The organism is Streptomyces sp. NPDC036764, from assembly GCF_055609385.1.
This window is the reverse complement of the sequence record NZ_JBVJPT010000003.1, coordinates 575,328-601,544: the sequence shown is the minus strand read 5'-3', so window position 1 is coordinate 601,544 and position 26,217 is coordinate 575,328. Positions and strand designations below refer to the sequence as shown.

Here is a 26,217-nt window from a genome sequence, read left to right as displayed (position 1 = left end):
CTTCGCGTACAGCCTTGGACGTGCCCTTCCTACGCTCTGTTCGCTCAGAGCGAACCGCCGGCCGCCCCGCGGTTGCCCCACTCCACGTGAGGCTCCTCGATCGAGTGGGCCGCATGCCGCGGTGGATGCGTCGCGGCGCCGAGCACGAACGCGTCCTCCGCCCTGTCGAGGACGCCGCCCGACGGGTCGTCCTCACCGGTACGGCGCACCGGATCGCGCTCCGGCATGAGGATGTCCCGTACGACGACGGCGCAGAGGTACAGCGTCCCGAGCAGGTGCGCGCCGATGGCCCAGTGGTAGCCGTCCGGCGGCAGCCCCTTGTGAGCGTCACCGCTGGTCGTGTACGCGAGGTACATCCAGATCCCGAGGAAGTAGGCCACCTCGCACGCCTGCCAGATGAGGAAGTCCCGCCACCGCGGCCGGGCCAGGACGGCCAGGGGCACCAGCCAGAGGACGTACTGCGGCGAGTAGACCTTGTTGGTGAGGATGAACGCCGCGACGATCAGGAAGGCAAGCTGGGCGAAGCGCGGACGCCTGGGCGCGGTGAGCGTGAGCGCGGCGATGCCGGCGCAGCACAGCAGCATCAGCAGCGTGGCAAGCGTGTTGACGGTCTCGGTGCTCAGCGGGTCGGTGGAGTTCTGGGCCAGGATCAGCCAGAAGGATCCGAAGTCGACGCCCCGCTCCTGGCTGAACCGGTAGAACTGCGACCACCCGTCCCAGGCGAGGAGCATCACCGGAAGGTTCACGACCAGCCAGGCGAGTACGGTGCCGCCGAGCGCCTTGCCGAAGTCCCGCCACTTGCCCGCGCGCCAGCACAAGACGAACAACGGGCCGAGCAGGAAGACGGGATAGAGCTTCGCGGCCGTTGCGAGCCCCAGCAGGATCCCGAAGGCGAGGGAGCGGCCTCGTGACCACATCAGCATCGCCGCAGCCGTCAGGGCGACGGCCAGCAGGTCCCAGTTGATGGTCGCGGTCAGCGCGAAGGCGGGGGCCAGGGCGACCAGCAGGCCGTCCCAGGGGCGTCGAGCCTGCGTGCGGCTCACGCAGACGGCGATGACGGCCGCGCACACCATCAGCATCCCGGCATTGACCATCCAGTACCACTGCTCCTGGTCCTGGATGGTGCCGCTGCCCGGCGTGAGCCAGGAGGCGACCTCCATGAAAACTCCGGTCAGCACGGGGTACTCCAGGTACTCCATGTCGCCGGGGAGCTTGTCGAAGTACGGCACGAGCCCGTCGGCGAAGCCGCGCCCCTGGTACAGGTGCGGGATGTCCGAGTAGCAGGCATGCGTGTACTGCGAGCTGGCACCGAAGAACCAGGCACCGTTGTAGCAAGGCGCCTTCTGGATCAGCCCGAGAGCGAACATGCCGATCGCCACGAGCGCGACGATCCGCAGGGGAGTCCACCATGACGTCCCGAGCAGGGCGCGCCGTCCGATGGGGCCACCAATCAGCTCGCTCCCGCTGGCGGCGACCTCGTCCTCCTTGGTCGGCCGCACCGGGTCCGGCTCGTGCACGCTCGTGGGCGTCGTCTCTGCACTGGGCATGGGGCACATCCTGCCGTACCAGTCTGAGAACGGTGCGAGGGCAAAGGGGTAGGGCGGCTGAGTGTTTCACGTGAAACCGACGTTTCACGTGAAACAGGTCCCGCACGAGCGACAAAGGCCGGTGGCCGGCACCCGCCTACTGGGTGCCGGCCACCGGCCTTCGCGCGTCAGATGAGCCCTCGGTCAGCCTGACGGTCCGCCGAAGATGCCTCCGTTGCCGTTGGCATTACCTCCGCTGTTGTCCGTCTCTGTTGCTGTTGGCGTCGGTGATGAGGTTGTACCCCCGTCCGAGCCGCCGTTCTGTCCACCGTTGCCGTTGTCGCACTGCCAGTCGAACTCACTACAGGTGCCGGTGGGCGTCGGCGTCGGCGAGGTCTCCGTCTGCGACGGCGTCGGGGTGGGCGTCGGGCTCTCCTCGACCGTCTCGGTGGGCGACGGCGCCACGGTGGGCGTAGGCGTCTCCTCGATGATCTCCCCGATGGGCTCTGCATCGGGGAAGGGCTCGTTGTCGATGCCCTTCATGGCCTCGGCCATGTAGTCCTTCCAGACCTGCGCCGGAATGTCACCACCATGGATGGAGGGCACACCGCCGGTGCCGTTCATGGAGAGCAGCTTGCCCTTGCCCGGGTCCGTCCGGAACAGCGTGACGGCCGTGGACAGCTCCCTGGTGTAGCCGACGAACCACGCCGACTTGTTCTCGTCGGTCGTACCCGTCTTGCCGGCCACCGGGAACCCGATGTCCGCGACCTTCTTACCGGTGCCGTTCTTGACCACGTTCTCCAGGACGTCCGTCACGTTGTTCGCGACGTTCTCGTCCATGGCGGTCTGCTCCTCCGGCTCCTCGAACCCTTCGAGCGGCTCGCCGTCCTTGAGGACCTTGGTGACCGAGTACGGCTCGAAGTGCTTGCCCGACGCCGCGAAGGTGCCGTACGCGTCAGCCATGCGGATGGCGCTGGGGGTCGACGTACCGAGCGAGAAGGACACGTTCCTGATGTTGCCCTTGTCGAAGAAGGCGGATGAGATACCCATCTTGTTCGCCATCTCCTGGGTCTTGGACAGGCCGACGTCGATGCCCAACTGCGCGAAGGGGCTGTTGATCGACTGCTCCATGGCCTTCCTGAGCGTCACCTCGCCCCAGGCCGTGGTGCCCTCGTTCTTCTGCCGGAACGGCTTTCCGTTATTGCCCATGATCGGATCGCCGTTCTGGTCCTTGATCTCCAGAAGGTCGTTGCCGTTGTACTTGGCCAGCGGCGAGAGCGGCTCCGGGCTGGTCTTGTAGGTCCCGTACTCCATCGCGGCCGCCAGCACGATGGGCTTCCAGGTCGATCCGACCGGCACACCCAGCGTGTTGGCGTTGTTGGAGTAGTGCCCCTTGTCGTAGCCCTCGCCGCCGTACAGCGCGACGATCGCTCCGGACTTGGGATCGACCGACGCCCCGCCGAACTGGACGTACTTGTCCTTCTCCCGCTTCTTGACGTTGAGGAAGCTCTTGCGCGTCTTCTCGACGGCCGCCGCCATCTGGTTGACCTTGTCCTTGTCGAAGGTCGTGTAGATCCGGTAGCCGCCCTTCTCCAGGTCCTCGGGAGAGAGACCTGCCTTCTTGGCGACGTACTCCTTGGCGATGTCGATCAGATAGCCGGACTGCCCGGAGAGGTTGGAGTTCTGCTTCTTCAGCTTGGGGAAGTCTCCGACCTTTGCACGGTCCGCCGGCGTCATGCGTCCGACCTCGACCATGCGGTCCAGGATCCACGACCAGCGTTCCTTGGCCCGCTTGGTGTTCTCCTCCGCCGAGGCACCCGCTCCCACACCACCGTCGGGGTTGTAGAAGTTCGGGCCCTTCAGGACGGAGGCCAGGAAGCCACACTGCGTGGGCGTGAGGTTCTTGGCGTCCACACCGAAGTACGCCTGAGCCGCCGCTTGGATGCCGTAAGCGTTACGGCCGTAGTAGGCAGTGTTCAGGTAGCCCGCGAGAATGTCGTCCTTCGACATCTGCTGGCCGACCTTGATGGAGATGAACAGCTCCTTGAACTTACGGGAGACCGTCTGCTCCTGGCTCAGGTAGGTGTTCTTGACGAACTGCTGGGTGATCGTCGAACCACCCTGCGTCTCGCCGCCCTTCGCCATGTTGAGCAGAGCTCGCGCGATACCCGCGGGGTCGATGCCCTTGTCGTCGTAGAAGGACGCGTTCTCGGCGGAGACCACCGCGTCCTTCATCTCCCGCGGGATCTCCGCATCGCTCACGAGCTGGCGGTTCGTCTGACCGCCGGTCGCCGCCATCTGCTTGCCGTTGGACCAGTAGAAGACGTTGTTCTGTGCCAGGGCGGTGTCCTGGGCCTTCGGGATCCCGACCATGGCGTACCCGATGCCGGCAGCGGCGACCAGGCCGCCCAGGAACGCGAGGAAGGCTCCTGTGACGAGCCGCCACGACGGCACCCAGCGCGCGAGGCCGTCCTTGCCCGCGCGCGGATAGTCGATGAACCGCTTGTTGGGCGGCGGTACCGCCCGCCCTCTGCCACGACCGGGACCGCTCGGCCCGCCGGGGCCGGCGCGACGGCCGCCTCTGCCCGGCTCAGGCGCTTTGCGCCTGCCACCGGCGCTCCTCTGGGCCGCGCGTCGTGCCTCGGCGCGGCCGCCGTACGGACGTTCTTCGCCTACCGAACCGGTGGAACCCAACCCGTACGAGTCGGAGGGAGATCCGGTGGCGCCTCGCGGTGCCGCTCGGCGGCCGGCGGACGAGCCGGCCTGACCGCGTCGGGCCGCGGCACGTCCGCCTCCCTGCGGCTGCGGCGGTTTGCGACGGTGCTCGCTCATCGAACGACTACTCCTTGGACAGGCGCACCCCTGGGCGCCTGGCAACGGCGGCGGTTTTCCGGTCCCCCCGGAGTACGGATGTGGTCGGTTCCTCATTCACCCGTACTGCACCAAGGATGACGACGCCCTCAGGTGTCACTCGGTTCCCGGTGCTGTGCATGGCGCACAGACTACGCACCGTCAAAGCCCACCTAGCCCCGAACTTCACCCCAAATCAGGCAACTCGCTCCACATGAATCGTTGATGTGATCCCGTTCACCGTTCCCCCACTTGTCCTGCCCGGAAGGCCGTTCTATCGTCTTGATGTATCGAGTCGATACATCAGCGCGAGATAGGGCCGAGGAGGCGAGGGGTGAGCCGACGTTCCGGGATCCTCGAGTTCGCCGTACTCGGCCTTCTGCGTGAGTCCCCGATGCACGGCTATGAGCTGCGCAAACGACTCAATACGTCCCTGGGCGTGTTCCGTGCGTTCAGCTACGGCACGCTCTATCCCTGCCTCAAGACGCTGGTCGCCAACGGCTGGTTGATCGAGGAACCGGGGAACACCACCGAGGACGCGCTCGCCGCACCCCTCGCGGGCCGTCGCGCCAAGATCGTCTATCGGTTGACGGCGGAAGGTAAGGAGCACTTCGAGGAGCTGCTCTCCCAGACCGGACCCGATGCGTACGAGGACGAGCATTTCGCTGCCCGATTCGCTTTCTTCGGACGCACACCCCAGGACGTGCGCATGCGCGTGCTGGAGGGCCGTCGCAGTCGGTTGGAGGAGCGCCTGGAGAAGATGCGCGCCTCTCTGGCGCGCACCCGGGAGCGCCTCGACGACTACACGCTTGAGCTTCAGCGCCACGGGATGGAGTCCGTGGAGCGCGAAGTGCGCTGGCTGAACGAGCTCATCGAGAGCGAGCGGGCCGGGCGGGACCTGAAGGGTTCCGGTTCCGGGGGGCCCGCTCAGCAGGACACCACAAATGGAGAGCCGGGCGATCTGCCCCGTCCCGGGGGCAACCCCAGGACGGATTCGCCCGGCGACACCGCCACGTGAGAGCCCAGTCAGGGCCTCACTCGTACACACAGGGAGCAACCGGAATGGGTTCGGTTCGCGTAGCCGTCGTCGGCGTGGGCAACTGTGCCGCGTCGCTGGTTCAGGGAGTCGAGTACTACAAGGACGCCGACCCGGCGTCGAAGGTCCCCGGCCTGATGCACGTCCAGTTCGGCGACTACCACGTCAGTGACGTCGAGTTCGTCGCCGCGTTCGATGTCGACGCGAAGAAGGTCGGCCTCGACCTCGCGGACGCCATCGGCGCGAGCGAGAACAACACGATCAAGATCTGCGACGTGCCCCGTTCCGGCGTGACCGTCCAGCGCGGCCACACCCTCGACGGTCTCGGCAAGTACTACCGCGAGACCATCGAAGAGTCCGCCGAGGCCCCGGTCGACGTCGTCCAGGTCCTCAAGGACAAGCAGGTCGACGTCCTCGTCTGCTACCTGCCCGTCGGTTCCGAGGACGCGGCGAAGTTCTACGCCCAGTGCGCCATCGACGCCAAGGTCGCCTTCGTCAACGCCCTGCCGGTCTTCATCGCCGGTACGAAGGAATGGGCCGACAAGTTCACCGACGCGGGCGTCCCGATCGTCGGCGACGACATCAAGTCCCAGGTCGGCGCCACCATCACGCACCGCGTCATGGCGAAGCTGTTCGAGGACCGCGGCGTCGTCCTGGACCGCACGATGCAGCTCAACGTCGGCGGCAACATGGACTTCAAGAACATGCTCGAGCGCGACCGCCTCGAGTCCAAGAAGATCTCCAAGACGCAGGCCGTCACCTCGCAGATCCCCGACCGGGAGCTCGGCGAGAAGAACGTCCACATCGGCCCGTCCGACTACGTCGCCTGGCTCGACGACCGCAAGTGGGCCTACGTCCGCCTCGAAGGCCGTGCCTTCGGTGACGTCCCGCTGAACCTGGAGTACAAGCTCGAGGTCTGGGACTCCCCGAACTCCGCCGGCGTCATCATCGACGCCCTGCGCGCCGCGAAGATCGCCAAGGACCGCGGCATCGGCGGCCCGATCCTGTCGGCGTCCAGCTACTTCATGAAGTCCCCGCCGGTCCAGTACTTCGACGACCAGGCCCGCGAGAACGTCGAGAAGTTCATCAAGGGCGAGGTCGAGCGCTGAGCACAGCGGCGCCGCGCTAGAACGCTCCTGCCAGAGCTGCCGAGGGTCCCCGGGTTGTACCGCCCGGGGACCTTCCCGTATGTGAGGCTGTGCCCCATGTCCGTCGTACGCGACCTGCGGGTCCTGCTGCGCCTGCGGGACTTCCGGCGCCTGCTCGTCGTACGCCTGCTCTCACAGGGCGCCGACGGCGTCTACCAGACCGCCCTCGCCACCTACGTCGTCTTCTCCCCGGAGAAACAGACCTCGCCCACCGCGATCGCCTCCGCCATGGCGGTGCTGCTCCTCCCGTACTCCTTGGTGGGCCCGTTCTCCGGCGTCCTGCTGGACCGCTGGCGGCGCCGCCAGGTCCTGCTGTACGGCAGCCTGTTGCGCACCTTGCTGGCCTCGGCGACCGCCGCCCTGATCATCACCGAGGTCCCGGACTGGCTGTTCTACGTCTCCGCCCTGTGCGTCACCGCCGTCAACCGCTTCGTCCTGTCCGGCCTGTCCGCCGCGCTGCCACGCGTGGTCGACGAAGAGCGGCTCGTGATCGCCAACTCCCTTTCCCCGACCGCCGGAACACTCGCCGCGACCACGGGAGCCGGCCTGGCCTTCGTCGTACGGCTGGTCGTGTGGGACTCCGATGCCGCCGTCGTGCTGCTGGGAGCCGCCCTGTATCTGTGCGCCGGGCTGGCCTCGCTGCGCATGGCGCCGGAACTGCTGGGCCCCGATCGCGAGTTGGTGCAGCCACGTCTCGCGACGGCTCTCTCCGGCACCGCGCGCGACCTGGCTGCGGCCGTGCGCCATCTCTCCGCTCCGGCACGCCGCGAGGCCGCCTGGGCGTTGTTCACGATGACGCTGATGCGCTTCTGCTACGGCGCCCTGCTCGTCATGGTGCTGATGCTGTGCCGGTATGCCTTCTCCTCCAGCGCCGATGACGGACTGGCCCTGCTGGGGCTGGCGTTGGCCATCTCCGGTGCCGGCTTCTTCGCGGCGGCCGTGGTGACCCCCTGGGCCGCCGCACGACTCGGCCCCGGCCGCTGGATCGCCGTGTGCGCGGGTGCCGCCGCCGTTCTGGTGTCCGCCCTCGGCTTGCCGTTCGCCACAACTCCCATGCTGGTGGCGGCATTCGTGCTGGGCCTGACGACGCAGGGCGCGAAGATCGCGACAGACACGATCGTGCAGTCCTCGGTCGAGGACGGCTTCCGAGGCCGGACCTTCTCCGTCTACGACGTGCTGTTCAACGTCGCGTTCGTCGGAGCGGCCGGAGTGGCCGCTCTGATACTCCCCCCGGACGGCCGTTCGGCCCCTTTGGTTGTCACGGTCTCCGTTATCTACGCGGCAGTTGCGGTGGCTATGGCCCGCTTTGAGTATCGGGCTGTGTCACATCAATGACACAGAGCCACTCCCGAGTACAGAGTTGTCAGTGGGGCCCGGTAGCTTACGTCCGTCTTACATCGCGCCATTGTTCGCGATCACGAACCCATGTTCCAGGGGGGACTCCCAAGTGACAACGCCGCCGCAGGGCAATCCATTCGCCCAGGGTCAGAACCCGTACGCCCAGGGCCAGCAGCCGCAGGGACAGGCTCCGTACCCGCAGCAGCCGGGCCAGCCGGGCTTCCCGCAGGGCGGGGCACCGTATGCACCGGTCCCGCCGCAGCAGCCGCGCCGCAAGGTCAGCTTCAAGACGGTGAAGAACATCCTCGTCGGTGTGGGCGTCGTGACCGCGATTGTCGTCGGCTACATAGCGAGCCTGGACGACGCGGACCAGGCGAAGGTGGGCGACTGTCTGAAGTCCGCCTCCTCGTCGTCCTCCAGCGATGAGATGGAGGTCGTCGACTGCTCCTCCTCGGAGGCGGAGGCCAAGGTCCTCAAGAAGGTCGACGGCACCTACACCTCGTTCACCGCCGAGACGGAGTGCCGCAAGGTCAGCGGCGCCACGAGCTTCTACGCCCAGACCGGCGACGGCGACAACTTCGTGCTGTGCCTCTCGGACGTCTGATCTGAGCTCTCCGCATAGCGAGGGGCGATGTTTCACGTGAAACATCGCCCCTCGGCGTATCCCGGTGGGTGTGTTTCACGTGAAACACACCCTGACTTCCAGGGCTCAGCCCTGCTCGGCCCACCACTCCTTCAGCGCCGCCACCGCCGCGTCTTGCTCCATCGGGCCGTTCTCCAGCCGAAGCTCCAGCATGTGCTGGTACGCGCGACCGATCACCGGACCGGGTCCGACGCCGAGGATCTCCATGATCTGGTTGCCGTCGAGGTCGGGGCGGATGGAGTCGAGTTCCTCCTGCTCCTGAAGCTGGGAGATCCGCTCCTCCAAGCCGTCGTACGCGCGAGACAGCGCCGCTGCTTTCCGCCTGTTCCGCGTCGTGCAGTCCGAGCGGGTCAGCTTGTGCAGGCGGTCAAGGAGCGGGCCGCCGTCGCGGACGTAGCGGCGGACGGCGGAGTCCGTCCATTCCCCGGTGCCGTAGCCGTGGAAGCGCAGGTGGAGTTCGACCAGACGTGAGACGTCCTTCACCAGCTCGTTGGAGTACTTGAGCGCCGTCATGCGCTTCTTGGTCATCTTCGCGCCGACCACCTCGTGATGGTGGAACGAGACCCGACCGTCCTTCTCGAAGCGACGCGTCCGCGGCTTGCCGATGTCGTGCAGCAGGGCGGCCAGCCGGAGGGTCAGGTCGGGACCGTTCTCCTCCAGTGCCATCGCCTGCTCCAGGACGATCAGCGAGTGCTCGTAGACGTCCTTGTGACGGTGATGCTCGTCGCTCTCCAGCCGCAGCGCCGGCAGCTCGGGCAGCACATGCTCGGCGAGCCCGGTGTCGACGAGCAGCGTCAGACCCTTGCGCGGGTGGGCGGAGAGGATCAGCTTGTTCAGCTCATCCCGAACCCGCTCCGCCGAGACGATCTCGATCCGCTCGGCCATCTCCTTCATGGCCGTCACCACCTCGGGAGCCACCTCGAAGTCGAGCTGGGCCGCGAAGCGCGCCGCACGCATCATGCGCAGCGGGTCGTCGGAGAAGGACGCCTCCGGTGTACCCGGAGTCCGCAGCACACGCGCCGCCAGGTCCTCCAGTCCGCCGTGCGGGTCGACGAACTCCTTCTCCGGCAGTGCGACCGCCATCGCGTTGACGGTGAAGTCACGCCGGACGAGGTCCTCCTCGATCGAGTCGCCGTAGGACACCTCGGGCTTGCGTGAAGTTCGGTCGTACGCCTCCGAGCGGTAGGTCGTCACCTCGATCTGATAGCCGTCCTTCTGGGCACCGACCGTGCCGAAGGCGATCCCGACCTCCCACACCGAGTCCGCCCAGGGACGCACGATCTTCAGCACGTCCTGGGGACGGGCTTCGGTCGTGAAGTCCAGATCGTTGCCGAGCCGACCGAGGAGCGCGTCGCGGACCGATCCGCCGACCAGGGCGAGTGAGAACCCGGCGTCCTTGAAACGGCGGGCGAGGTCGTCGGCGACAGGCGCGACCCGCAGCAGCTCACTCACCGCGCGGTGCTGCACCTGACTCAGGACACTGGACTTGTCTTCGTTGGCGTTCGGCACAACAGAAGAGGGTACGTGGCCCCGGCGGGCCCGGGCGCCTCCATTAAACGTGCACGCGGCGCGCACAGACGCCTACACCGATGCGGCCCAGCGGCTGCCGTCACCACCTTTACGACTTGGTGACGGCCCTCCCTTTATAAACGCACATAGGGGACGGGCCGACACCCCGGGCCGATCTTGTGGGGCGGTCCGCGGCACTTCCCCTCAGCGCGCATCGTTACCATGCGTGGACGCACATTCCGACGACCACTGACGACGACGAGGGACGGGCGAGCGCGTGGCCGAGGCGGCAGACTTCCAGGGGATGACTCCCTCACCTGCCCGCCGCTGGTTGCGGCGCACCGGAGCACTGTTCGCCGGGGCGCCACTGCTGGCCGGCCTGCTCCAGCTACCTGCCGCGGCGCCCTCGCACGCCGCGCAGGACTCCCTGAAGGCCGCCTCCGGCTCGAATACCGTCGCCGTCGCTGTGGACTCGCTCACCCCGGCCGTGCCCGGTGAGGACGACACCCTCACCGTGTCCGGCACGGTGACCAACGAGGGCAAGCAGACCGTCACCGACGCGCAGGTGGACCTGCGTCTCGGGGGCGTCCTGAACACCCGCTCCGCCATCGACACGGTCGCCGGGCGCACCGACTATCAGGAGGGTCTCGACGGATCCCCGGTCGGCGGGAAATACGTCAAGGAGTTCAAGAAGCTCACCCCGGGGGTCTCCCAGAGCTTCAGCATCTCGGTGCCGGTCGACAAGCTCGACCTCGGCGGCGACGGGGTCTACCAGTTCGCCGTCTCCCTGTCCGGCGAGACGTCCGCGCGGCCCTGGAACCAGGTGCTGGGCATCGAGCGGACGTTCCTGCCGTGGCAGCCGGACGGGGCCGACACCAAGACGCGGACGACGGTTCTGTGGCCGCTCATCTCCACATCCCACATGACGGCGCAGACGGGATCGGACGAGTCTCAGACGCCCGTCTTCCGTGACGACGACCTCGCCAAGGAGATCTCCCCCGGCGGGCGCCTCCAGCAGCTCGTGGCGCTCGGCAAGGAACTCGACGTCACCTGGGTGATCGACCCCGACCTGCTGGCCTCCGTGGACGCGATGACGGAGAGCTACCGCGTCCAGGGCGAGGGCGACACGACCACGGCGGGCACCCACCAGGGGGTCGCCAACCAGTGGCTGTCCGAGCTCCAGGGGGCGGTGCAGGACAAGGAGGTCGTCGCCCTTCCCTTCGCCGACCCCGACCTGGCCTCCCTGGCACACAACGGCACGAACGTCACCGGCTCCCTGAGCCACCTCAAGGAGGCCACCGACGTCGCCGCCGACACCGTCGAATCAGTGCTCCACGTGGTACCGACCACCGACTTCGCCTGGCCCGTGAACGGCGCAGTCGATCCGTCCATCGTCAAGGTCGCCACCTCCGCCGGCGCGGACAAGGTGATCGCGCGCAGCGACAGCCTGGTCGAGACCGGCGGTCTGCCCTATACGCCTTCCGCGGCCCGCCCCATCGGCGGCGGCACGACGGCGGTGGTCACCGACGCACGGATGTCGACGGTCTTCCAGGGCAACCTCACGAGAGCGTCGGACTCGACGCTGGCCGTGCAGAGGTTCCTCGCCCAGAGCCTGGCGCTGAACCTCCAGTCGGACAAGCAGCGCAGCATCGTCGTCGCCCCCCAGCGGATGCCGTCGGCAAGCCAGGCCCAGGCCATGGCCGCGGCGGTGGCGGCGCTCCATAACGGCTCCTGGTCCCAGCCCCAGGAGCTCACGGCCGCGGCGACGGCCAAGCCGGACTCCGGCGCCACCACGAAGGTGCCGTCGACGTCCAGGTACCCCTCCTCGCTGCGTAAGCAGGAGCTGCCGCGCGCGGCCTTCGAGCAGATCGCGACGACGCAGAACAAGCTCGACAACTTCAAGGTCATCCTCAGCGACCCGTCCCGCGTGGTGACCCCCTTCGGCCGGGCCATGAACCGCGAGATGTCCACGTCGTGGCGCGGTCGCTCGGCGGAGGCGGCCGACTACCGCAACGGCGTCGAGGCGTACATCAACTCCCTGGCCGGCCAGGTCACCCTCATCGAGAAGTCCGAGACCAAGCTCTCGGGACGCAGCGCCACGATCCCCGTGACCGTGCAGAACAACCTCGTGCAGGGCGTGGAGCACCTGGTGCTGCGGCTCACCTCCACGAGCCCGAGGCGTCTGGAGATCGGCGGCGAGACCTACTACGAGCAGCGCGTCTCGGTCTCCGGCGGGCACAGCCAGACGGTGAAGTTCCCCACCTCGGCCCAGGCCAACGGGCAGGCCACGGTGATCGCCCAGCTATACACCGAGGACGGCCAGGCGTACGGTTCGCCCGTCACCTTCAACGTGAGGGTGACCGAGTTCACGGCCACCGTGATGCTGGTCATCGGCGGCGGCTTCCTGTTGCTGGTCCTCGCCGGGTTCCGGATGTACACGCAGCGCAAACGCGCCGCGGCCCGTGACGCGGACGAGGACGGCTCCCGGGAGACGGGCGCGGACGACCACGATCCGGAGAACCCGGAAGGCCCCGCGGACCGTCTCACGCCCGAGGACGTATCCGAGGAGGAGTCCCGCTCCGGTGACGGGGAAGACGCCCCGGAGCAGCCGAGTGACCCGACCCCGGACACCGCAGCGGAAAGCGCCGACCCGTCCGGCACGGGTGAGAGAGTGGACCGTTGAGCGATGTCGTGGCCGGTGGGCCCGGGACGATGAGGTGGGGTAACCATGAACGCGCCGTACGACGGTGACCGCGGCCAGGCCGCGGGCAGCTCGGGGCACCCCGAGGGCCCGCCGCCCGAGCCCGGCCAGGTGCCGCCGCAGCCGCCCGCGGACATGTACCTCCAGGACGCCTACGACCAGGACCCCTACCGGGGCCAGGAGCTCTCCGCCCAGGACCCGGTCGCCGAGGCGCTGTACGACCGTGCCGCGCACCCGCCGCCCCCGCCGGGCACCTACCAGCCACAGCAGCCCCTCTACTCCCAGCCGCCCCAGTCGCCGTACGCCCCCGACCCGCACGTGTGGGCCCAGACCCCGGCACCCGAGCCGGAAGGCCCGACCCAGTACCTGCCGTACGGTGACGACCCCCGGACGACCCAGTACGTGGGCGTCGACGACCTCGTCTCGCACTCCGCCGGGGAACAGAAGGAGCACGACGCCTTCGCGCACCTCTTCCGCGACCAGCAGCAGGGCGGCCACCCGCAGTACCAGGCACAGCCCACGGTCCCGGGACCTTCCCCCGCGCCCGCCGCAGGCCCTACGCCGCCCGCACAGGCCGAGACGGCCCCGCCGGCGCCCGCCCCTGCCCCCGCCCCCACCGGGAAGAAGGGCGGCCGGGCCGGCGGTCTGCTGAAGTCGAGCGCCGTGATGGCGGCCGGGACGATGGTCTCCCGGCTCACCGGGTTCGTCCGGTCGATGCTGATCGTCTCGGCACTGGGCCTCGGCCTGCTCGGCGACTCGTTCCAGGTCGCCTACCAGTTGCCGACGATGATCTACATCCTGACCGTCGGCGGCGGCCTCAACTCCGTCTTCGTGCCGCAGCTCGTGCGTGCCATGAAGGACGACGAGGACGGCGGCGAGGCCTACGCGAACCGTCTGCTGACGCTGGTGATGGTGGCGCTCGCCGCCCTGACCGCGCTCGCGATGTACGCCGCGCCGCTGCTCGTCAGCGCGCTGTCCACCAAGGTCGCCAACGATCCCGCCGCCAACGACGTCGCGGTCACCTTCACCCGCTACTTCCTGCCCTCGATCTTCTTCATGGGCGTCCACGTGGTGATGGGCCAGATCCTCAACGCGCGCGGCCGGTTCGGCGCGATGATGTGGACCCCGGTCCTGAACAACATCGTCATCATCGTGACGCTCGGCATGTTCCTGTGGGTGTACGGCACCGCCGAGCACTCCGGCATGGCGGTCACGAACATCCCGGCGGAGGGCCAGCAGCTTCTCGGCATCGGTGTCCTGCTCGGTCTGGTCGTCCAGGCCCTGGCGATGATCCCGTATCTGCGCGAGACCGGCTTCCGGCTGCGGCTGCGCTTCGACTGGCGGGGCCACGGCCTCGGCAAGGCCGCCGTGCTCGCCAAGTGGACCATCCTGTTCGTCCTGGCCAACCAGGCGGGCGCGCTCGTGGTCACCCAGCTTTCCACGGCCGCCGGAATCGCCTCCGACGTCGACGGCACCGGCTTCGCCGCCTACGCCAACGCCCAACTGATCTGGGGCCTGCCGCAGGCCATCATCACCGTGTCCCTGATGGCCGCCCTGCTGCCGCGCATCTCGCGTTCGGCCGCCGAGGACGACCCCGGCGCCGTACGCGACGACATCTCCCAGGGTCTGCGCACGACAGCCGTGGCGATCGTGCCGCTCGCCTTCGGCTTCGTGGCGCTCGGCATCCCGATGTGCACGCTGATGTTCGGCTCCTCGGGCACGAGCGAGGCGACCAACATGGGCTACATGCTGATGGCCTTCGGCCTCGGCCTGATCCCCTACTCGGTGCAGTACGTCGTGCTGCGCGCCTTCTACGCCTACGAGGACACCCGCACCCCCTTCTACAACACGGTCATCGTGGCCGCGGGCAACGCGGGGGCATCGGTGCTCTGCTACCTCGTGCTGCCGGCCCGCTGGGCCGTGGTCGGCATGGCCGCTTCGTACGGCCTGGCCTACGCGATCGGTGTCGGTGTCGCCTGGAGCCGGCTGCGCAAGCGGCTCGGCGGCGACCTCGACGGCACCCGGGTGATGCGGACGTACGCCAGACTCTGCATCGCCTCGGTGCCCGCGGCACTGCTGAGCGGTGCGGCCTGCTACGGAGTCACCCAGACGCTCGGCCAGGGCGCCCTGGGCTCCTTCGCCGCCCTGCTGGCCGGTGGAGCGGTACTGCTGGCCACCTTCTTCGTCGCCGCGCGCAGGATGCGGATCGACGAGCTCAACTCACTGGTCGGCATGGTTCGCGGGCGTCTGGGTCGCTGAACCGGGGTACGCGCACAACCATCGTCCGCCACCGTGTGTCGTGCATAGCGGCGGACTGTGGGCACAATTGGTTTCGGCGTCGGACGGCGCGCTCGGGGTCCAACGGCGCGCAATGGATGGGGAGGCAGGAACGACGGTGGCAGAACGGAGCACGGCTGCCGTCGACGTGGCAGACAACAGCGGCGACGAGCCGCTGACCGCACAAGCGGACCAGTCCACGGCCGACGGGGTGGCCAAGAATCGGGAGCGGGACACGGACATCGACGAGGCACAGGGGAGTGGCGGGACCGAGAGTCCCGGGAAGGCCTCACCGCCCGAACTGCACAGCGGCCACAAACTCGCCAGACGCTACCGCCTCGAGGAGTGCGTCACCCGTCTGGACGGTTTCAGTAGCTGGCGTGCGGTCGACGAGAAACTCCGTCGCGCCGTCGGCGTACACATCCTGCCCGCGGACCACGCACGGGCGCGTTCCGTTCTGGCCGCGGCCCGCTCCTCCGCGTTGCTCGGCGACCCGCGCTTCGTCCAGGTGCTCGACGCCGTGGACGAGAACGACCTCGTCTACGTCGTTCACGAATGGCTCCCCGACGCCACGGAACTGACGACCCTTCTCGCGTCCGGCCCGCTGGAGGTGTACGACACCTACCAGATGGTCACCCAGGTGTCCGCGGCGATGGCCGCCGCCCACCGCGAGGGTCTGGCCCATCTGCGGCTCAACCCGAACGCCGTGCTGCGCACCTCCTCCGGGCAGTGGCGCATCCGAGGCCTCGCCGTGAACGCTGCGCTGCGGGGCATCAGCTCCGACACCCCGCAGCGCACCGACACAGAGGCCGTCGGCGCCCTGCTGTACGCGGCGCTCACCCAGCGCTGGCCGTACGAGAGCGACGCCTACGGCCTGTCCGGGCTGCCGAAGGACGTCGGTCTGATCGCACCCGACCAGGTGCGTGCCGGTGTCCACCGTGGGCTGTCCGAACTCGCCATGCGCGCGCTGGCCAACGACGGCGCGACCGCCTCCCGCCACGAGTCCGCGTGCACCACGCCGGAGGAACTGGTGAAGGCGATCGGTGAGATGCCCCGCATCCGCCCGCCGGAGCCCTCGTTCACGGCCCCGCCGGACTATCAGCGCACGACGTACCAGCAGGGCACATACGGCCGCCAAGCGCGTCCCGGCGTCACGCAGCCGGTGCCCACCCCGCCGCCCCCGCTTCAGAGCCGCACCGGCAAAGCGTTGAAGTGGGCCGTCTCGGCCCTCCTGATCGCAGCCCTGGGCCTCGGTAGCTGGCAGTTGGCGGACGCGCTCATGGACCGGGGCGGCAAGTCCGAGGACTCCAACCAGACGCAGACGACGGACGACAACGACAAGGGCAACGACAACAACAAGCCGGGCAAGCCGATCAAGGTTGCGGGCGCCCAGGAGTACGTCGCGAGCGGCGACGCCCAGGCGCCGGGCGACGTCGGCAACACGTACGACGGCGACAGCTCGACCTACTGGCGCACGAAGCGCTACAACGCCGGCCCGACGCTCGCGCCCTACAAGCCGGGAGTGGGCATCGTCTATGAACTCGGCTCGTCCGAGAAGATCTCCGCTGCGTCGATAGGGCTCCGGTACGCAGGCGCCCGCACTACGGTCTCCCTGTATGCCACCGACTCGTTGTCCCCCACGACAGGGGTCGACGGGATGGAGCAGATCGGAACCGCCACGACGGACGGCACCTCTCTCACCGTGAAGGCGTCGAAGTCGGTAAAGGCGCAGTACGTGCTGTTGTGGATCACGGCCGTCCCGAACGCACCCTCGGACGGCTACAGCAGTGCCGGCTACAAGCAGGCCATCACCGACGTGAAGTTCACCGGCTGACAGCTCACCGCAGACGAGGGGAGGGGGGTCCGATGGCGGATGGCAGCGCATACGGTGACACAAGCGATCAGGACCTCCTCGCCCTGCATGTGGAGGGCGACCCCGACGCCTTCGGGGAGATCGTGCGGCGTCACCGCGACCGCCTCTGGGCCGTGGCGCTGCGGACACTGGGCGACCGCGAGGAGGCCGCTGACGCCGTCCAGGACGCCCTCGTGTCCGCCTATCGGGCCGCCCACACCTTCAGGGGCCAGTCGGCCGTCACAACGTGGCTGCACCGCATCACGGTGAACGCCTGTCTGGACCGCGCCCGCAAGGCGGCCTCCCGGAAGACCTCCCCGGTCGACGACACCGAGCGCCTGGAACAGCTCCTGGAGCCGCACGAGTCCGCCTCGGCGCCCGCGGAGCGCAACGATCTCAACCGCCAGTTGCTGGAGGCACTCGGCACGCTGCCGCCCGACCAGCGCGCGGCCCTCGTCCTGGTGGACATGCAGGGCTACCCCGTCGCCGAGGCCGCCCGGGTTCTCGATGTCCCGACCGGCACCGTCAAGAGTCGGTGTGCGCGGGGCAGAGCCAGACTTCTGCCGCTCCTTGCCCATCTACGGCCGGAAAGGGCCGGTGGCGGCAAGGATCCCGGTGAGAGGCGGAACCGGACGCAGGGGACATCCGTCCCACCGGCAGCGGGTGCGAATGCCAGGGAGCCACAAGCCACGGATCCGCGCGATACAGGGCCGAGTGATTCAGCCGCAGTGAAGGGCGGAGGTGGGCGAGCGTGACATCCACGACAGACACGACCGGACACCCGGACGTCGCCGAGATCTCCGACCTCACCGAGGGCCTCCTCCCCCCGTCCAAGACCGCCGATCTACGTCGGCATCTGGACGAGTGCGAGCTCTGCGCGGACGTCCACGCCTCCTTGGAGGAGATCCGGGGACTGCTCGGCACGCTGCCCGGCCCGGTACGGATGCCCTCCGATGTCGCTGAACGCATCGACGCCGCGCTCGCCGCGGAGGCTCTGCTGAACGCGACGGCGCCCCATGACACCGGAGCACCCAGGCATGCCGGCGGGACCCTTGCGGTCTCCCCTGCCGAGGGCGGCATGTCCACGGTGGACGGCGGCGCGCATGTTTCACGTGAAACATCGACAGGCGCGGGCCGTCCGGCAGGCCACGCGCGCTCCTCCAGCACGGGCCCCGGCCGCAAGGACCGCAAGAGGACGGGGCGCCGCAAGGTCGCCATCCTGAGTGCCGCGTTCACGGCCGCCGCTCTGGGCCTCGGCTCCGTACTGCTGACCTCACTGATGGGTGGCGGGGGATCCGGTCCCTCGGCCGAAGGCGGGCAAACCAGCGCCGACACCTTCTCCGCAGCGACGCTCGAGCGTCAGGTCGACGATCTCCTCGCCAAGAGCGAGAGCACCGTCGGCAAGTCCCTCCCTCCGGAGAAGAGCATGGGCGTGGCCGGCGAACGCGACACCAAGAGCCCGCACATCCTGCGCAAGATCAACGTGCCCGAATGCATCCAGAAGGGCATCGGTCGCGATGACGCGGCACTCGCCGCCAAGGAAGGTCATTTCCAGGGCAAGGACGTTCTGCTCGTCGTGCTCACCGATGCCTCTGACGCCAGCAAGGTCACCGCCTATCTCGTCGACGCGAGCTGTGTGACACACCCGTCGACCACCAGTGCCAAGGTTCTCCTGACGGAGTCCTACGCACGTTCCTGAGAGTCCGGCGGTTCGTCTTCATCCAGCGTGGCAACTCCTACGGTGAGGCGTCACCGTGTGCCCGGACACAGCGGGAATGCACGCCCCTTAGGATCCGTTGGGTGGGGTGAGAGTTCTGAACGGGCTCCCACCGGTCCGACGACGTATTCCAGAGACGAGGAATCAAGCCGTGAGCGACGTCCGAAACGTGATCATCATCGGCTCCGGGCCCGCCGGCTACACGGCGGCGCTCTACACCGCGCGCGCGTCGCTGAAGCCGCTGGTGTTCGAGGGCGCCGTCACCGCCGGTGGTGCGCTCATGAACACGACCGACGTGGAGAACTTCCCGGGCTTCCAGGACGGCATCATGGGCCCGGAGCTCATGGACAACATGCGCTCCCAGGCTGAGCGCTTCGGAGCCGAGCTCGTCCCGGACGACATCGTCAACGTCGACCTGAGCGGTGAGATCAAGACCGTCACCGACACCGCGGGTACGGTCCACCGTGCGAAGGCCGTCATCGTCGCCACGGGCTCGCAGCACCGCAAGCTCGGCCTGCCGAACGAGGACGCCCTCTCCGGTCGCGGCGTCTCGTGGTGTGCCACCTGTGACGGCTTCTTCTTCAAGGACCAGGACATCGCCGTGATCGGTGGCGGCGACACCGCGATGGAGGAGGCGACCTTCCTCTCGCGCTTCGCCAAGTCCGTGACGATCGTCCACCGCCGGGACACCCTGCGTGCCTCGAAGGCGATGCAGGAGCGTGCCTTCGCCGACCCGAAGATCAAGTTCGTCTGGGACAGCGAGGTCGCCGAGGTCCAGGGCGAGCAGAAGCTCTCCGGCCTGAAGCTCCGCAACATCAAGACCGGCGAGCTCTCGGACCTGGCGGTCACCGGCCTGTTCATCGCGATCGGCCACGACCCGCGCACCGAGCTGTTCAAGGGCCAGCTCGAGCTGGACGACGAGGGCTACCTCAAGGTCAGCGCCCCCTCGACCCGCACCAACCTCACGGGCGTCTTCGGCGCCGGCGATGTGGTCGACCACACCTACCGCCAGGCGATCACCGCGGCCGGCACCGGCTGCTCCGCCGCCCTCGACGCCGAGCGTTTCCTCGCCGCCCTCGCGGACGAGGAGAAGGCCGAGCCCGAGAAGACCTCTGTCTGACCCCCCATCCGCCCCACGCACCAACCAGTTAAGGAGCCCGCCGTGGCCGGCACCCTGAAGAACGTGACCGACGACTCCTTCGACCAGGACGTCCTCAAGAGCGACAAGCCCGTCCTGGTGGACTTCTGGGCCGCCTGGTGCGGTCCGTGCCGTCAGATTGCGCCGTCCCTTGAGGCGATCGCCGCCGAGCACGGTGACAAGATCGAGATCGTCAAGCTCAACATCGACGAGAACCCGGGTACGGCCGCCAAGTACGGCGTCATGTCCATCCCGACGCTGAACGTCTACCACAACGGCGAGGTCGCCAAGACCATCGTCGGTGCGAAGCCGAAGGCTGCGATCCTCCGCGACCTTGAGGACTTCATCGCCGAGTGATGTTTCACGTGAAACACGAATGGGCCAACCCCCTGGGGTTGGCCCATTTGCTTTAGAGGGGCCTCAGCACCGGTTCCTTCTGCACCGCGCCCAGAAGCCGGTCGATCGCCATCTCCACGTCTTCCTTCCAGGACAGCGTCGTCCGCAGCTCCAGCCGCAGACGTGGGAAGGCAGGGTGGGGGCGAACCGTCTTGAAGCCCACGGCCAGAAGATGGTCTGCGGGCAGAACACACGCCGGCTCGTTCCACCGAGCGTCCCCGAAGGCCTCGATCGCTTTGAAGCCTCGACGCAGGAGGTCCTTGGCGACCGTCTGGACCATCACTCTGCCCAGCCCCTGCCCCTGATAGCCCGGCATGATGAACGCGGTCATCAACTGCACCGCGTCCGGTGAGACAGGGCTCGTGGGAAACGCGGTCGCGCGAGGAACGTAGGCCGGAGGCGCGTACAGCACGAAGCCGACCGGCACTTCATCGACGTAGACCACTCGCCCACAGGAGCCCCAGTCCAACAGGACGGCGGAGATCCAGGCTTCCTTCTCCAGCACGGAAGTGCCGGCCTTTACCGCTGCCTCACCGCTGACCGGGTCCAACTCCCAGAAGACACACGAGCGGCAGCGCTTGGGAAGGTCCGGAAGGTTGTCCAGCGTGAGCGGTACGAGCCGACGCCCCATGAAGGCTGATCCTCGCTTCCTTCGCCCGCGGCATCGCGAGCGGCTGTCAGGGCGCTTCGTTCCCTGAGCAGACTGCCGACGAATCCGCCGACCGCGCCCAGCCCAAGACCCGCGCTCACCAGTCCGGTGCGGCTCACCGTTCGCATGGACCCCGCCTCCCCTAAGAGGTCTGCCAGGTGGATGCGCCATACCCGATCGCATCGTATCCACGATGCGATTCCATCGATACCGCCAGAAAGCAAAGTGCGGGCCGTGTTCCGGTACACACCGGACACGGCCCGCATGAACGAGTCGGGCAGCAGACCCGACAGGCCGAGCCTCAGTCCTCGGTCTCCTCGTCGTTCTCAGCCAACAGGCTCTTCTGCAGGGCGAGCTTCTCGCCCGGAGCCAGCGTGTTGAGGATCCGCTCGAGGTCGTCCGGGGAGGCGAACTCGACGGTGATCTTGCCCTTCTTCTGACCGAGTTCCACCTTCACTCGCGTCTCGAAGCGATCGGAGAGCCGGGTCGCGAGGTCGGACAGCGCGGGCGACGGAACGGAGCCGGCCCGGGGGCCCCTGGACCGCGGTGTCTTCTGCGGCCGGGAGCCCATCAGGGTCACGATCTCTTCGACGGACCGTACGGACAGCCCTTCGGCCACCACCCGATAGGCCAGCCGCTCCTGCTCCTCCGGGTCCTCGACGGACAGGAGGGCACGCGCATGGCCGGCCGAGAGCACTCCGGCCGCCACTCGGTTCTGGACCTTGGGCGAGAGCTTCAGCAGACGCAGGGTGTTGGAGACCTGAGGCCGGGAACGGCCGATGCGGTCAGCCAACTGGTCATGCGTGCAGTTGAAGTCCTTCAGGAGCTGATCGTAGGCAGCCGCCTCTTCGATCGGGTTGAGCTGGGCGCGGTGCAGGTTCTCCAGCAGCGCGTCCAGCAGAAGCTTTTCGTCATCCGTGGCCCGCACGATCGCCGGGATCGCCTCAAGGCCGGCCTCACGGCAGGCCCGCCAGCGACGCTCACCCATGATGAGCTCGTAGCGCGCGGGACCGATCTGCCGTACGACGATCGGCTGGAGGAGACCAACCTCTTGGATGGAGGTGACGAGCTCCTGAAGCGCGTCCTCGTCGAAGATCTCACGCGGCTGACGCGGGTTCGGCGTGATCTCGTCGAGGGGGATCTCCGCGAAGTGCGCACCCATCGGGGCCGCGGTCGTCTCCGCGACGCCGTTCAGCGACGGCTCCTCGGTTTCATGTGAAACAGGCGGCAGCGTAGCCACCTTGGCCGCAGCCACCCCGCGCTCGGTCAGCACCGGCATAGCGGCCGGGGAGGCGGAAGCAGCTCCCCCCACCGCAGCCGGGGGCACCGTCTTCTCCGTCGGTGCAGCCGGGATCAGTGCGCCGAGTCCACGGCCCAAACCCCTCCGTCGCTCGCTCACTGGATGCCCTCCACCATGCTCGGGTTGCTCTGGGCGCCGAAGTGGGCGTTCGTCGGGTCGTAGCTGACGCCGACGCCCTTCAGCGCGATTTCTCGTGCGGCCTCAAGGTAGGACAAGGCACCGCTCGATCCTGGATCGTATGTCAGAACCGTCTGCCCATAGCTCGGCGCCTCGGAGATACGGACCGAGCGGGGAATGCTCGTCCGCAGCACCTCGTCGCCGAAGTGGTTGCGTACCTCATCCGCGACCTGGGACGCGAGCCGCGTCCGGCCGTCGTACATGGTGAGCAGGATCGTAGAGACATGCAGGGCGGGGTTCAGGTGCCCCCGCACAAGGTCTACGTTGCGCAGGAGCTGCCCCAGGCCCTCCAGCGCGTAGTACTCGCACTGGATCGGGATCAGGACCTCCTGCCCGGCCACGAGCGCGTTGACCGTCAGCAGGCCGAGCGAGGGCGGGCAGTCGATGAGGACATAGTCCAGCGGCTGCTCGTAAGCCTGGATAGCCCGCTCCAGTCGGCTCTCACGTGCCACCAGAGACACCAGCTCGATCTCCGCACCGGCGAGATCGATCGTGGCGGGGGCACAGAAGAGACCCTCGACATCAGGGACCGGCTGGACGACTTCGGCGAGCGGCTTACTCTCGACCAACACGTCATAGATCGAAGGAACTTCGGCGTGATGGTCGATCCCCAGGGCAGTGGACGCGTTGCCCTGAGGGTCGAGGTCGATGACCAGCACACGGCCGCCATGCAGGGCGAGCGACGCGGCAAGGTTGACGGTCGTCGTCGTCTTGCCCACGCCCCCCTTCTGGTTGGCGACCACAATGACACGGGTCTGCTCGGGCCGTGGCAGGCCCTCGCCGGCGCGGCCTAGAGCCTCCACCGCCAGTTGGGCAGCACGACCGATGGGAGTGTCGTCCATCGGGGGCGGTGTTTCACGTGAAACATCGTCCCCCATCGACTCGGTACGGGGACCGGGGACCGGATCGGTCATCGGTCCCGCGATGTTGGCGTCGGACCGCAAGGATTCACTCTCCTCGACTTCAGGCTCGCAATGAACAGAGCCTCCCATGCCTTCGGGGTCGTGAACCAGTGAGGCCTGTTGTTCTGTGGAGAAATCCACCTCTGTGGAAAGCTCCGTGCCCCTCCTGGGGGACAGAGAGTCGTCGGAAGCACCCTCTCTGAGGGAGCCGAGGGGCTTTCGATCGCGCGGTTCGGCAGCGCGGCCGCGGCTGATGATGCCGTGCAGCAGTGAGCGACGTTTCACGTGAAACACGATGCACAGCAGCCGTGGCTGAACTGCCGCGACACTCCGGCATGGGTAGGTTTGCCAGCTTGTGTGGAGTACGTCTCGTCGTCAGGACGGATCAGCGTCGCTGCGGGCGCCAACCCGGTCCCGACGGATCAGCGACGCCGGCGCGTCCGACCCGTCCTGGCCGCCTTCGCCCGCTTCGCCGCGAAGCGCACACCGCCCGGGCTCTCCCCGACCTCGACGCGCACGACTGTGGACATCGGATCCACCACGCCCTCGCCGACATGGAGAATCGACGTCTCCACCGCACCCAGCTTGCTCAGAGCCGTCGCTGCGCTCTTCAGCTCCTCCTCCGCGGTGTCGCCCTTGAGCGCCAGCATCTCGCCGTACGGGCGCAGCAGCGGGATGCCCCAGGTGGCCAGCCGGTCCAGCGGAGCCACGGCGCGTGCGGTCACCACATGCACGGGCGGCAGCTTGCCCATGACCTCTTCGGCCCGACCACGGACGACCGTCACATGATCGAGCCCCAGCAGCTCCACGACCTCCGTCAGGAAGTTCGTACGGCGCAGCAGAGGCTCCAGGAGAGTGATCTTCAGGTCCTCCCGGACCAGTGCCAGAGGGATGCCGGGCAGGCCGGCTCCCGAGCCGACATCGCACACCGTCACGCCCTCGGGTACGACCTCCGAGAGCACCGCGCAGTTCAGCAGGTGGCGCTCCCACAGACGGGGCACCTCTCGCGGGCCGATCAGGCCGCGCTGCACACCCGCCTCGGCGAGCAGTTCGGCGTAGCGGACCGCATCAGCGTAGCGATCGCCGAACACCGCATGTGCCTCCTCGGGCACAGGGGGAAGCTCCGCTGCCTCCGTCACGGGGGACCGTCCTTCCGTACCGCGTCGGCACCCGGGCGCCGATCACCAGAACCACCAGAACTAACAGGCTGACAAAGTTCGGCCCCGCCTGCGCACAGACGGGGCCGGAGGAGACGTAGTGACCGATCAGGCGGGAAGCACGACGACGAACCGCTGCGGCTCCTCGCCCTCGGACTCGCTCCGCAGGCCCGCCGACTTCACCGCATCGTGCACGACCTTGCGCTCGAACGGCGTCATCGGCTTCATCTTCACGGGCTCGCCGGTGTTCTTGACCTCGGCGGCGGCCTTGGCGCCCAGCTCGGAGAGCTCGGCGCGCTTCTGGGCCCGGTAGCCCGCGATGTCCAGCATCAGCCGGCTGCGGTCCCCGGTTTCCCGGTGCACGGCCAGGCGCGTGAGCTCCTGAAGCGCCTCCAGCACCTCGCCGTCGCGCCCGACCAGCTTCTGCAGGTCTCGGCCGCCCGCGTCGCTGATGATCGAGACAGCGGCGCGGTCGGCCTCGACGTCCATGTCGATGTCGCCGTCGAGATCGGCGATGTCGAGCAGACCTTCGAGGTAATCCGCCGCGATCTCGCCCTCCTGCTCCAGGCGGGTCAGGGTGTCTGCACCCTCGGCAGCGGCGGAGGTGGTGCCTTCCGTCACGGGATGGGCTCCTTCTTACTTCTTGGACGGGGACTTGGGGCGCTGCGGACCGCCCTTGCGCTGCCCGGACTGGGCCTTGCTGCGGCCGCCGCTGCCGGGCTTCGACGCGGCCTTCTTGGCGGCGTCGGGCTTGGCGTCCTCGGGCTCGGACTTCTCAAGCGAGGTCGGCTCGTCGGCCGGCTTCGCACCGCCGGACTGCCGCTGGGCCTTGCTCTGCCGCTTCGGCTGCTGCCGCTTGGGCGTCGCGGTGGTCGGCGTACCGTCCTCGGCCACGGTGGCGACGGCGCCCTCGCTCTTGATCACGGTGCCGTCGGCCTGCGCGGCGAGACCGGCCTTGCTCAGGCCGTTGATGAACTTGCGCTCGTGCTCGTTGCGGTCGCGGCCCTTGGCGACGATGGCCTTGATGATGGCGCGCTCGCCCCGGCGGCGGGTCTTGCCGTGGTTCGTGACGTGCTTGGTCAGACGCTCCAGGTAGGCGGCCTGGGCCTTGGAACCCGGGGTCGGGTTGTTGTGGATCACGTACATCTGCTGGCCCATGGTCCACACGTTGGTGGTCAGCCAGTAGACGAGGACACCGACCGGGAAGTTGATGCCGAAGACGGCGAACATGACCGGGAAGACGTACATCAGCATCTTCTGCTGCTGCATGAACGGCGTCTTCACCGTGGTGTCGACGTTCTTCGTCATGAGCTGGCGCTGCGTGTAGAACTGCGACGCCGACATCAGGACGATCATGACCGCGGTGACGATGCGGACCGTGGTCAGCGAGGCGTCGAGCGCGGCGACGTCGGAGGAGCTGTCGGTGAACTTCGCGGCCAGCGGGGCCCCGAAGATGTGCGCCTTCTGGGCGCTCTCCAGCAGGCTCTGGTTGATGACACCGATGGTGTCGTTGTTCGCGATGCTGTTGAGCACGTGGTACAGGGCAAAGAAGAACGGCGACTGCGCCAGGATGGGAAGGCACGAGGAGAGCGGGTTGGTGCCCGTCTCCTTGTACAGCTTCATCATCTCTTCGGACTGACGCTGTTTGTCGTTCTTGTAGCGCTCCTGGATCTTCTTCATCTCGGGCTGCAGCGTCTGCATGGCCCGGGTCGCCTTGATCTGCTTCACGAAGAGCGGGATCAGGCAGATACGGATCAGAATCACCAGGGACACGATGGACAGGCCCCAGGCCCATCCGGTGTCAGGGCCGAAGATGGCGCCGTACACCGAGTGGAACTGGACGATGACCCAGGAAACGGGTGTCGTGATGAAGCTGAAGAGGCTGGCAATCGTGTCCACTA

20 protein-coding genes are annotated in these 26,217 nt (G+C 67.9%); 11 read left to right on the top strand and 9 right to left on the bottom strand.

The features are described from left to right. Positions 1-44: 44 nt before the first annotated feature. Together ACZ69Q_RS17710 and ACZ69Q_RS17705 are read right to left on the bottom strand one after the other, a co-directional pair. Complete coding sequence (locus ACZ69Q_RS17710) at positions 45-1,547, bottom strand: glycosyltransferase family 87 protein (protein WP_471042371.1); 1,503 nt, start codon at positions 1,545-1,547, stop codon at positions 45-47. Positions 1,548-1,730: 183 nt separating this feature from the next. Further along, positions 1,731-4,358, bottom strand: coding sequence for a transglycosylase domain-containing protein (locus ACZ69Q_RS17705; protein ID WP_471042368.1), 2,628 nt, complete (start codon positions 4,356-4,358; stop codon positions 1,731-1,733). 352 nt (positions 4,359-4,710) lie between these two features. On the opposite strand from ACZ69Q_RS17705, the gene ACZ69Q_RS17700 reads away from it, so the two are divergent. The 4 genes from ACZ69Q_RS17700 to ACZ69Q_RS17685 all read left to right on the top strand — a co-directional run bounded on the left by ACZ69Q_RS17700 (position 4,711) and on the right by ACZ69Q_RS17685 (position 8,502). Beyond that, positions 4,711-5,394: a PadR family transcriptional regulator gene (locus tag ACZ69Q_RS17700; RefSeq protein ID WP_471042365.1), complete on the top strand. Its 684-nt coding sequence runs from the start codon at positions 4,711-4,713 to the stop codon at positions 5,392-5,394. Positions 5,395-5,438: 44 nt separating this feature from the next. Next, complete coding sequence (locus ACZ69Q_RS17695; RefSeq protein ID WP_471042363.1) at positions 5,439-6,521, top strand: inositol-3-phosphate synthase; 1,083 nt, start codon at positions 5,439-5,441, stop codon at positions 6,519-6,521. Between the two features lie 96 nt (positions 6,522-6,617). Then, on the top strand, positions 6,618-7,895 hold the full coding sequence (locus ACZ69Q_RS17690) for an MFS transporter (RefSeq protein WP_471042360.1): 1,278 nt from the start codon (positions 6,618-6,620) through the stop codon (positions 7,893-7,895). Positions 7,896-7,926: 31 nt separating this feature from the next. After that, on the top strand, positions 7,927-8,502 hold the full coding sequence (locus ACZ69Q_RS17685; RefSeq protein ID WP_471042357.1) for an LppU/SCO3897 family protein: 576 nt from the start codon (positions 7,927-7,929) through the stop codon (positions 8,500-8,502). Between the two features lie 105 nt (positions 8,503-8,607). Here the strand turns inward: ACZ69Q_RS17685 and ACZ69Q_RS17680 are convergent, their stop codons facing one another. Beyond that, entirely contained in the window at positions 8,608-10,050 is a 1,443-nt protein-coding gene (locus ACZ69Q_RS17680) for a CCA tRNA nucleotidyltransferase (RefSeq protein ID WP_471042355.1), read from the bottom strand. Positions 10,051-10,327: 277 nt separating this feature from the next. Here ACZ69Q_RS17680 and ACZ69Q_RS17675 point away from each other — a divergent pair, with 277 nt between their 5' ends. The 7 genes from ACZ69Q_RS17675 to trxA all read left to right on the top strand — a co-directional run bounded on the left by ACZ69Q_RS17675 (position 10,328) and on the right by trxA (position 20,092). Beyond that, positions 10,328-12,733 (top strand): DUF6049 family protein, encoded by a 2,406-nt coding sequence (locus tag ACZ69Q_RS17675; RefSeq protein ID WP_471042352.1) that lies wholly within the window; start codon positions 10,328-10,330, stop codon positions 12,731-12,733. Positions 12,734-12,778: 45 nt separating this feature from the next. Beyond that, positions 12,779-15,010, top strand: coding sequence for a murein biosynthesis integral membrane protein MurJ (murJ, locus tag ACZ69Q_RS17670; protein WP_471042350.1), 2,232 nt, complete (start codon positions 12,779-12,781; stop codon positions 15,008-15,010). A 136-nt stretch (positions 15,011-15,146) separates the two neighbouring features. Further along, on the top strand, positions 15,147-16,862 hold the full coding sequence (locus tag ACZ69Q_RS17665; RefSeq protein ID WP_471042348.1) for a protein kinase family protein: 1,716 nt from the start codon (positions 15,147-15,149) through the stop codon (positions 16,860-16,862). 32 nt (positions 16,863-16,894) lie between these two features. Further along, complete coding sequence (sigM, locus tag ACZ69Q_RS17660; protein WP_471042346.1) at positions 16,895-17,635, top strand: RNA polymerase sigma factor SigM; 741 nt, start codon at positions 16,895-16,897, stop codon at positions 17,633-17,635. Further along, on the top strand, positions 17,632-18,579 hold the full coding sequence (locus ACZ69Q_RS17655) for an anti-sigma factor family protein (protein ID WP_471042343.1): 948 nt from the start codon (positions 17,632-17,634) through the stop codon (positions 18,577-18,579). The genes sigM and ACZ69Q_RS17655 overlap by 4 nt, the downstream gene beginning before the upstream one ends. 169 nt (positions 18,580-18,748) lie before the next feature. Continuing rightward, the gene (gene trxB, locus ACZ69Q_RS17650) at positions 18,749-19,717 is read left to right on the top strand and encodes a thioredoxin-disulfide reductase (RefSeq protein ID WP_471042340.1); all 969 of its coding nucleotides are present in this window, start codon (positions 18,749-18,751) and stop codon (positions 19,715-19,717) included. A gap of 42 nt (positions 19,718-19,759) precedes the next feature. Beyond that, a complete protein-coding gene (trxA, locus tag ACZ69Q_RS17645; RefSeq protein WP_380849767.1) occupies positions 19,760-20,092 on the top strand; it encodes a thioredoxin in 333 nt (110 codons plus the stop codon). Between the two features lie 52 nt (positions 20,093-20,144). On the opposite strand, the gene ACZ69Q_RS17640 is transcribed toward trxA, so the two are convergent. The 6 genes from ACZ69Q_RS17640 to yidC all read right to left on the bottom strand — a co-directional run bounded on the left by ACZ69Q_RS17640 (position 20,145) and on the right by yidC (position 26,215). Next, on the bottom strand, positions 20,145-20,762 hold the full coding sequence (locus ACZ69Q_RS17640) for a GNAT family N-acetyltransferase (protein WP_471042339.1): 618 nt from the start codon (positions 20,760-20,762) through the stop codon (positions 20,145-20,147). Positions 20,763-21,081: 319 nt separating this feature from the next. Beyond that, the gene (locus ACZ69Q_RS17635; RefSeq protein WP_471042336.1) at positions 21,082-22,179 is read right to left on the bottom strand and encodes a ParB/RepB/Spo0J family partition protein; all 1,098 of its coding nucleotides are present in this window, start codon (positions 22,177-22,179) and stop codon (positions 21,082-21,084) included. Beyond that, positions 22,176-23,249 carry a ParA family protein gene (locus ACZ69Q_RS17630; RefSeq protein ID WP_471042662.1) on the bottom strand — a complete coding sequence of 358 codons (1,074 nt, stop codon included), beginning with the start codon at positions 23,247-23,249 and terminating at the stop codon, positions 22,176-22,178. The genes ACZ69Q_RS17635 and ACZ69Q_RS17630 overlap by 4 nt, the downstream gene beginning before the upstream one ends. A 332-nt stretch (positions 23,250-23,581) precedes the next feature. Next, complete coding sequence (rsmG, locus tag ACZ69Q_RS17625; RefSeq protein ID WP_471042334.1) at positions 23,582-24,298, bottom strand: 16S rRNA (guanine(527)-N(7))-methyltransferase RsmG; 717 nt, start codon at positions 24,296-24,298, stop codon at positions 23,582-23,584. Between the two features lie 126 nt (positions 24,299-24,424). Further along, a complete protein-coding gene (locus ACZ69Q_RS17620) occupies positions 24,425-24,937 on the bottom strand; it encodes a Jag family protein (protein WP_471042332.1) in 513 nt (170 codons plus the stop codon). A 15-nt stretch (positions 24,938-24,952) separates the two neighbouring features. Continuing rightward, entirely contained in the window at positions 24,953-26,215 is a 1,263-nt protein-coding gene (gene yidC, locus ACZ69Q_RS17615) for a membrane protein insertase YidC (RefSeq protein ID WP_471042329.1), read from the bottom strand. Between the last annotated feature and the right edge of the window lie 2 nt (positions 26,216-26,217).

Bases quoted from the DNA above. Each gene is read 5' to 3' on its own strand.
- ACZ69Q_RS17630 (WP_471042662.1), bottom strand. From the start codon at position 23,249: ATGGGAGGCTCTGTTCATTGCGAGCCTGAAGTCGAGGAGAGTGAATCC.
- ACZ69Q_RS17705 (WP_471042368.1), bottom strand. From the start codon at position 4,358: ATGAGCGAGCACCGTCGCAAACCGCCGCAGCCGCAGGGAGGCGGACGT.
- ACZ69Q_RS17695 (WP_471042363.1), top strand. From the start codon at position 5,439: ATGGGTTCGGTTCGCGTAGCCGTCGTCGGCGTGGGCAACTGTGCCGCG.
- sigM (WP_471042346.1), top strand. From the start codon at position 16,895: ATGGCGGATGGCAGCGCATACGGTGACACAAGCGATCAGGACCTCCTC.
- ACZ69Q_RS17710 (WP_471042371.1), bottom strand. From the start codon at position 1,547: ATGCCCAGTGCAGAGACGACGCCCACGAGCGTGCACGAGCCGGACCCG.
- ACZ69Q_RS17690 (WP_471042360.1), top strand. From the start codon at position 6,618: ATGTCCGTCGTACGCGACCTGCGGGTCCTGCTGCGCCTGCGGGACTTC.
- ACZ69Q_RS17640 (WP_471042339.1), bottom strand. From the start codon at position 20,762: ATGGGGCGTCGGCTCGTACCGCTCACGCTGGACAACCTTCCGGACCTT.
- murJ (WP_471042350.1), top strand. From the start codon at position 12,779: ATGAACGCGCCGTACGACGGTGACCGCGGCCAGGCCGCGGGCAGCTCG.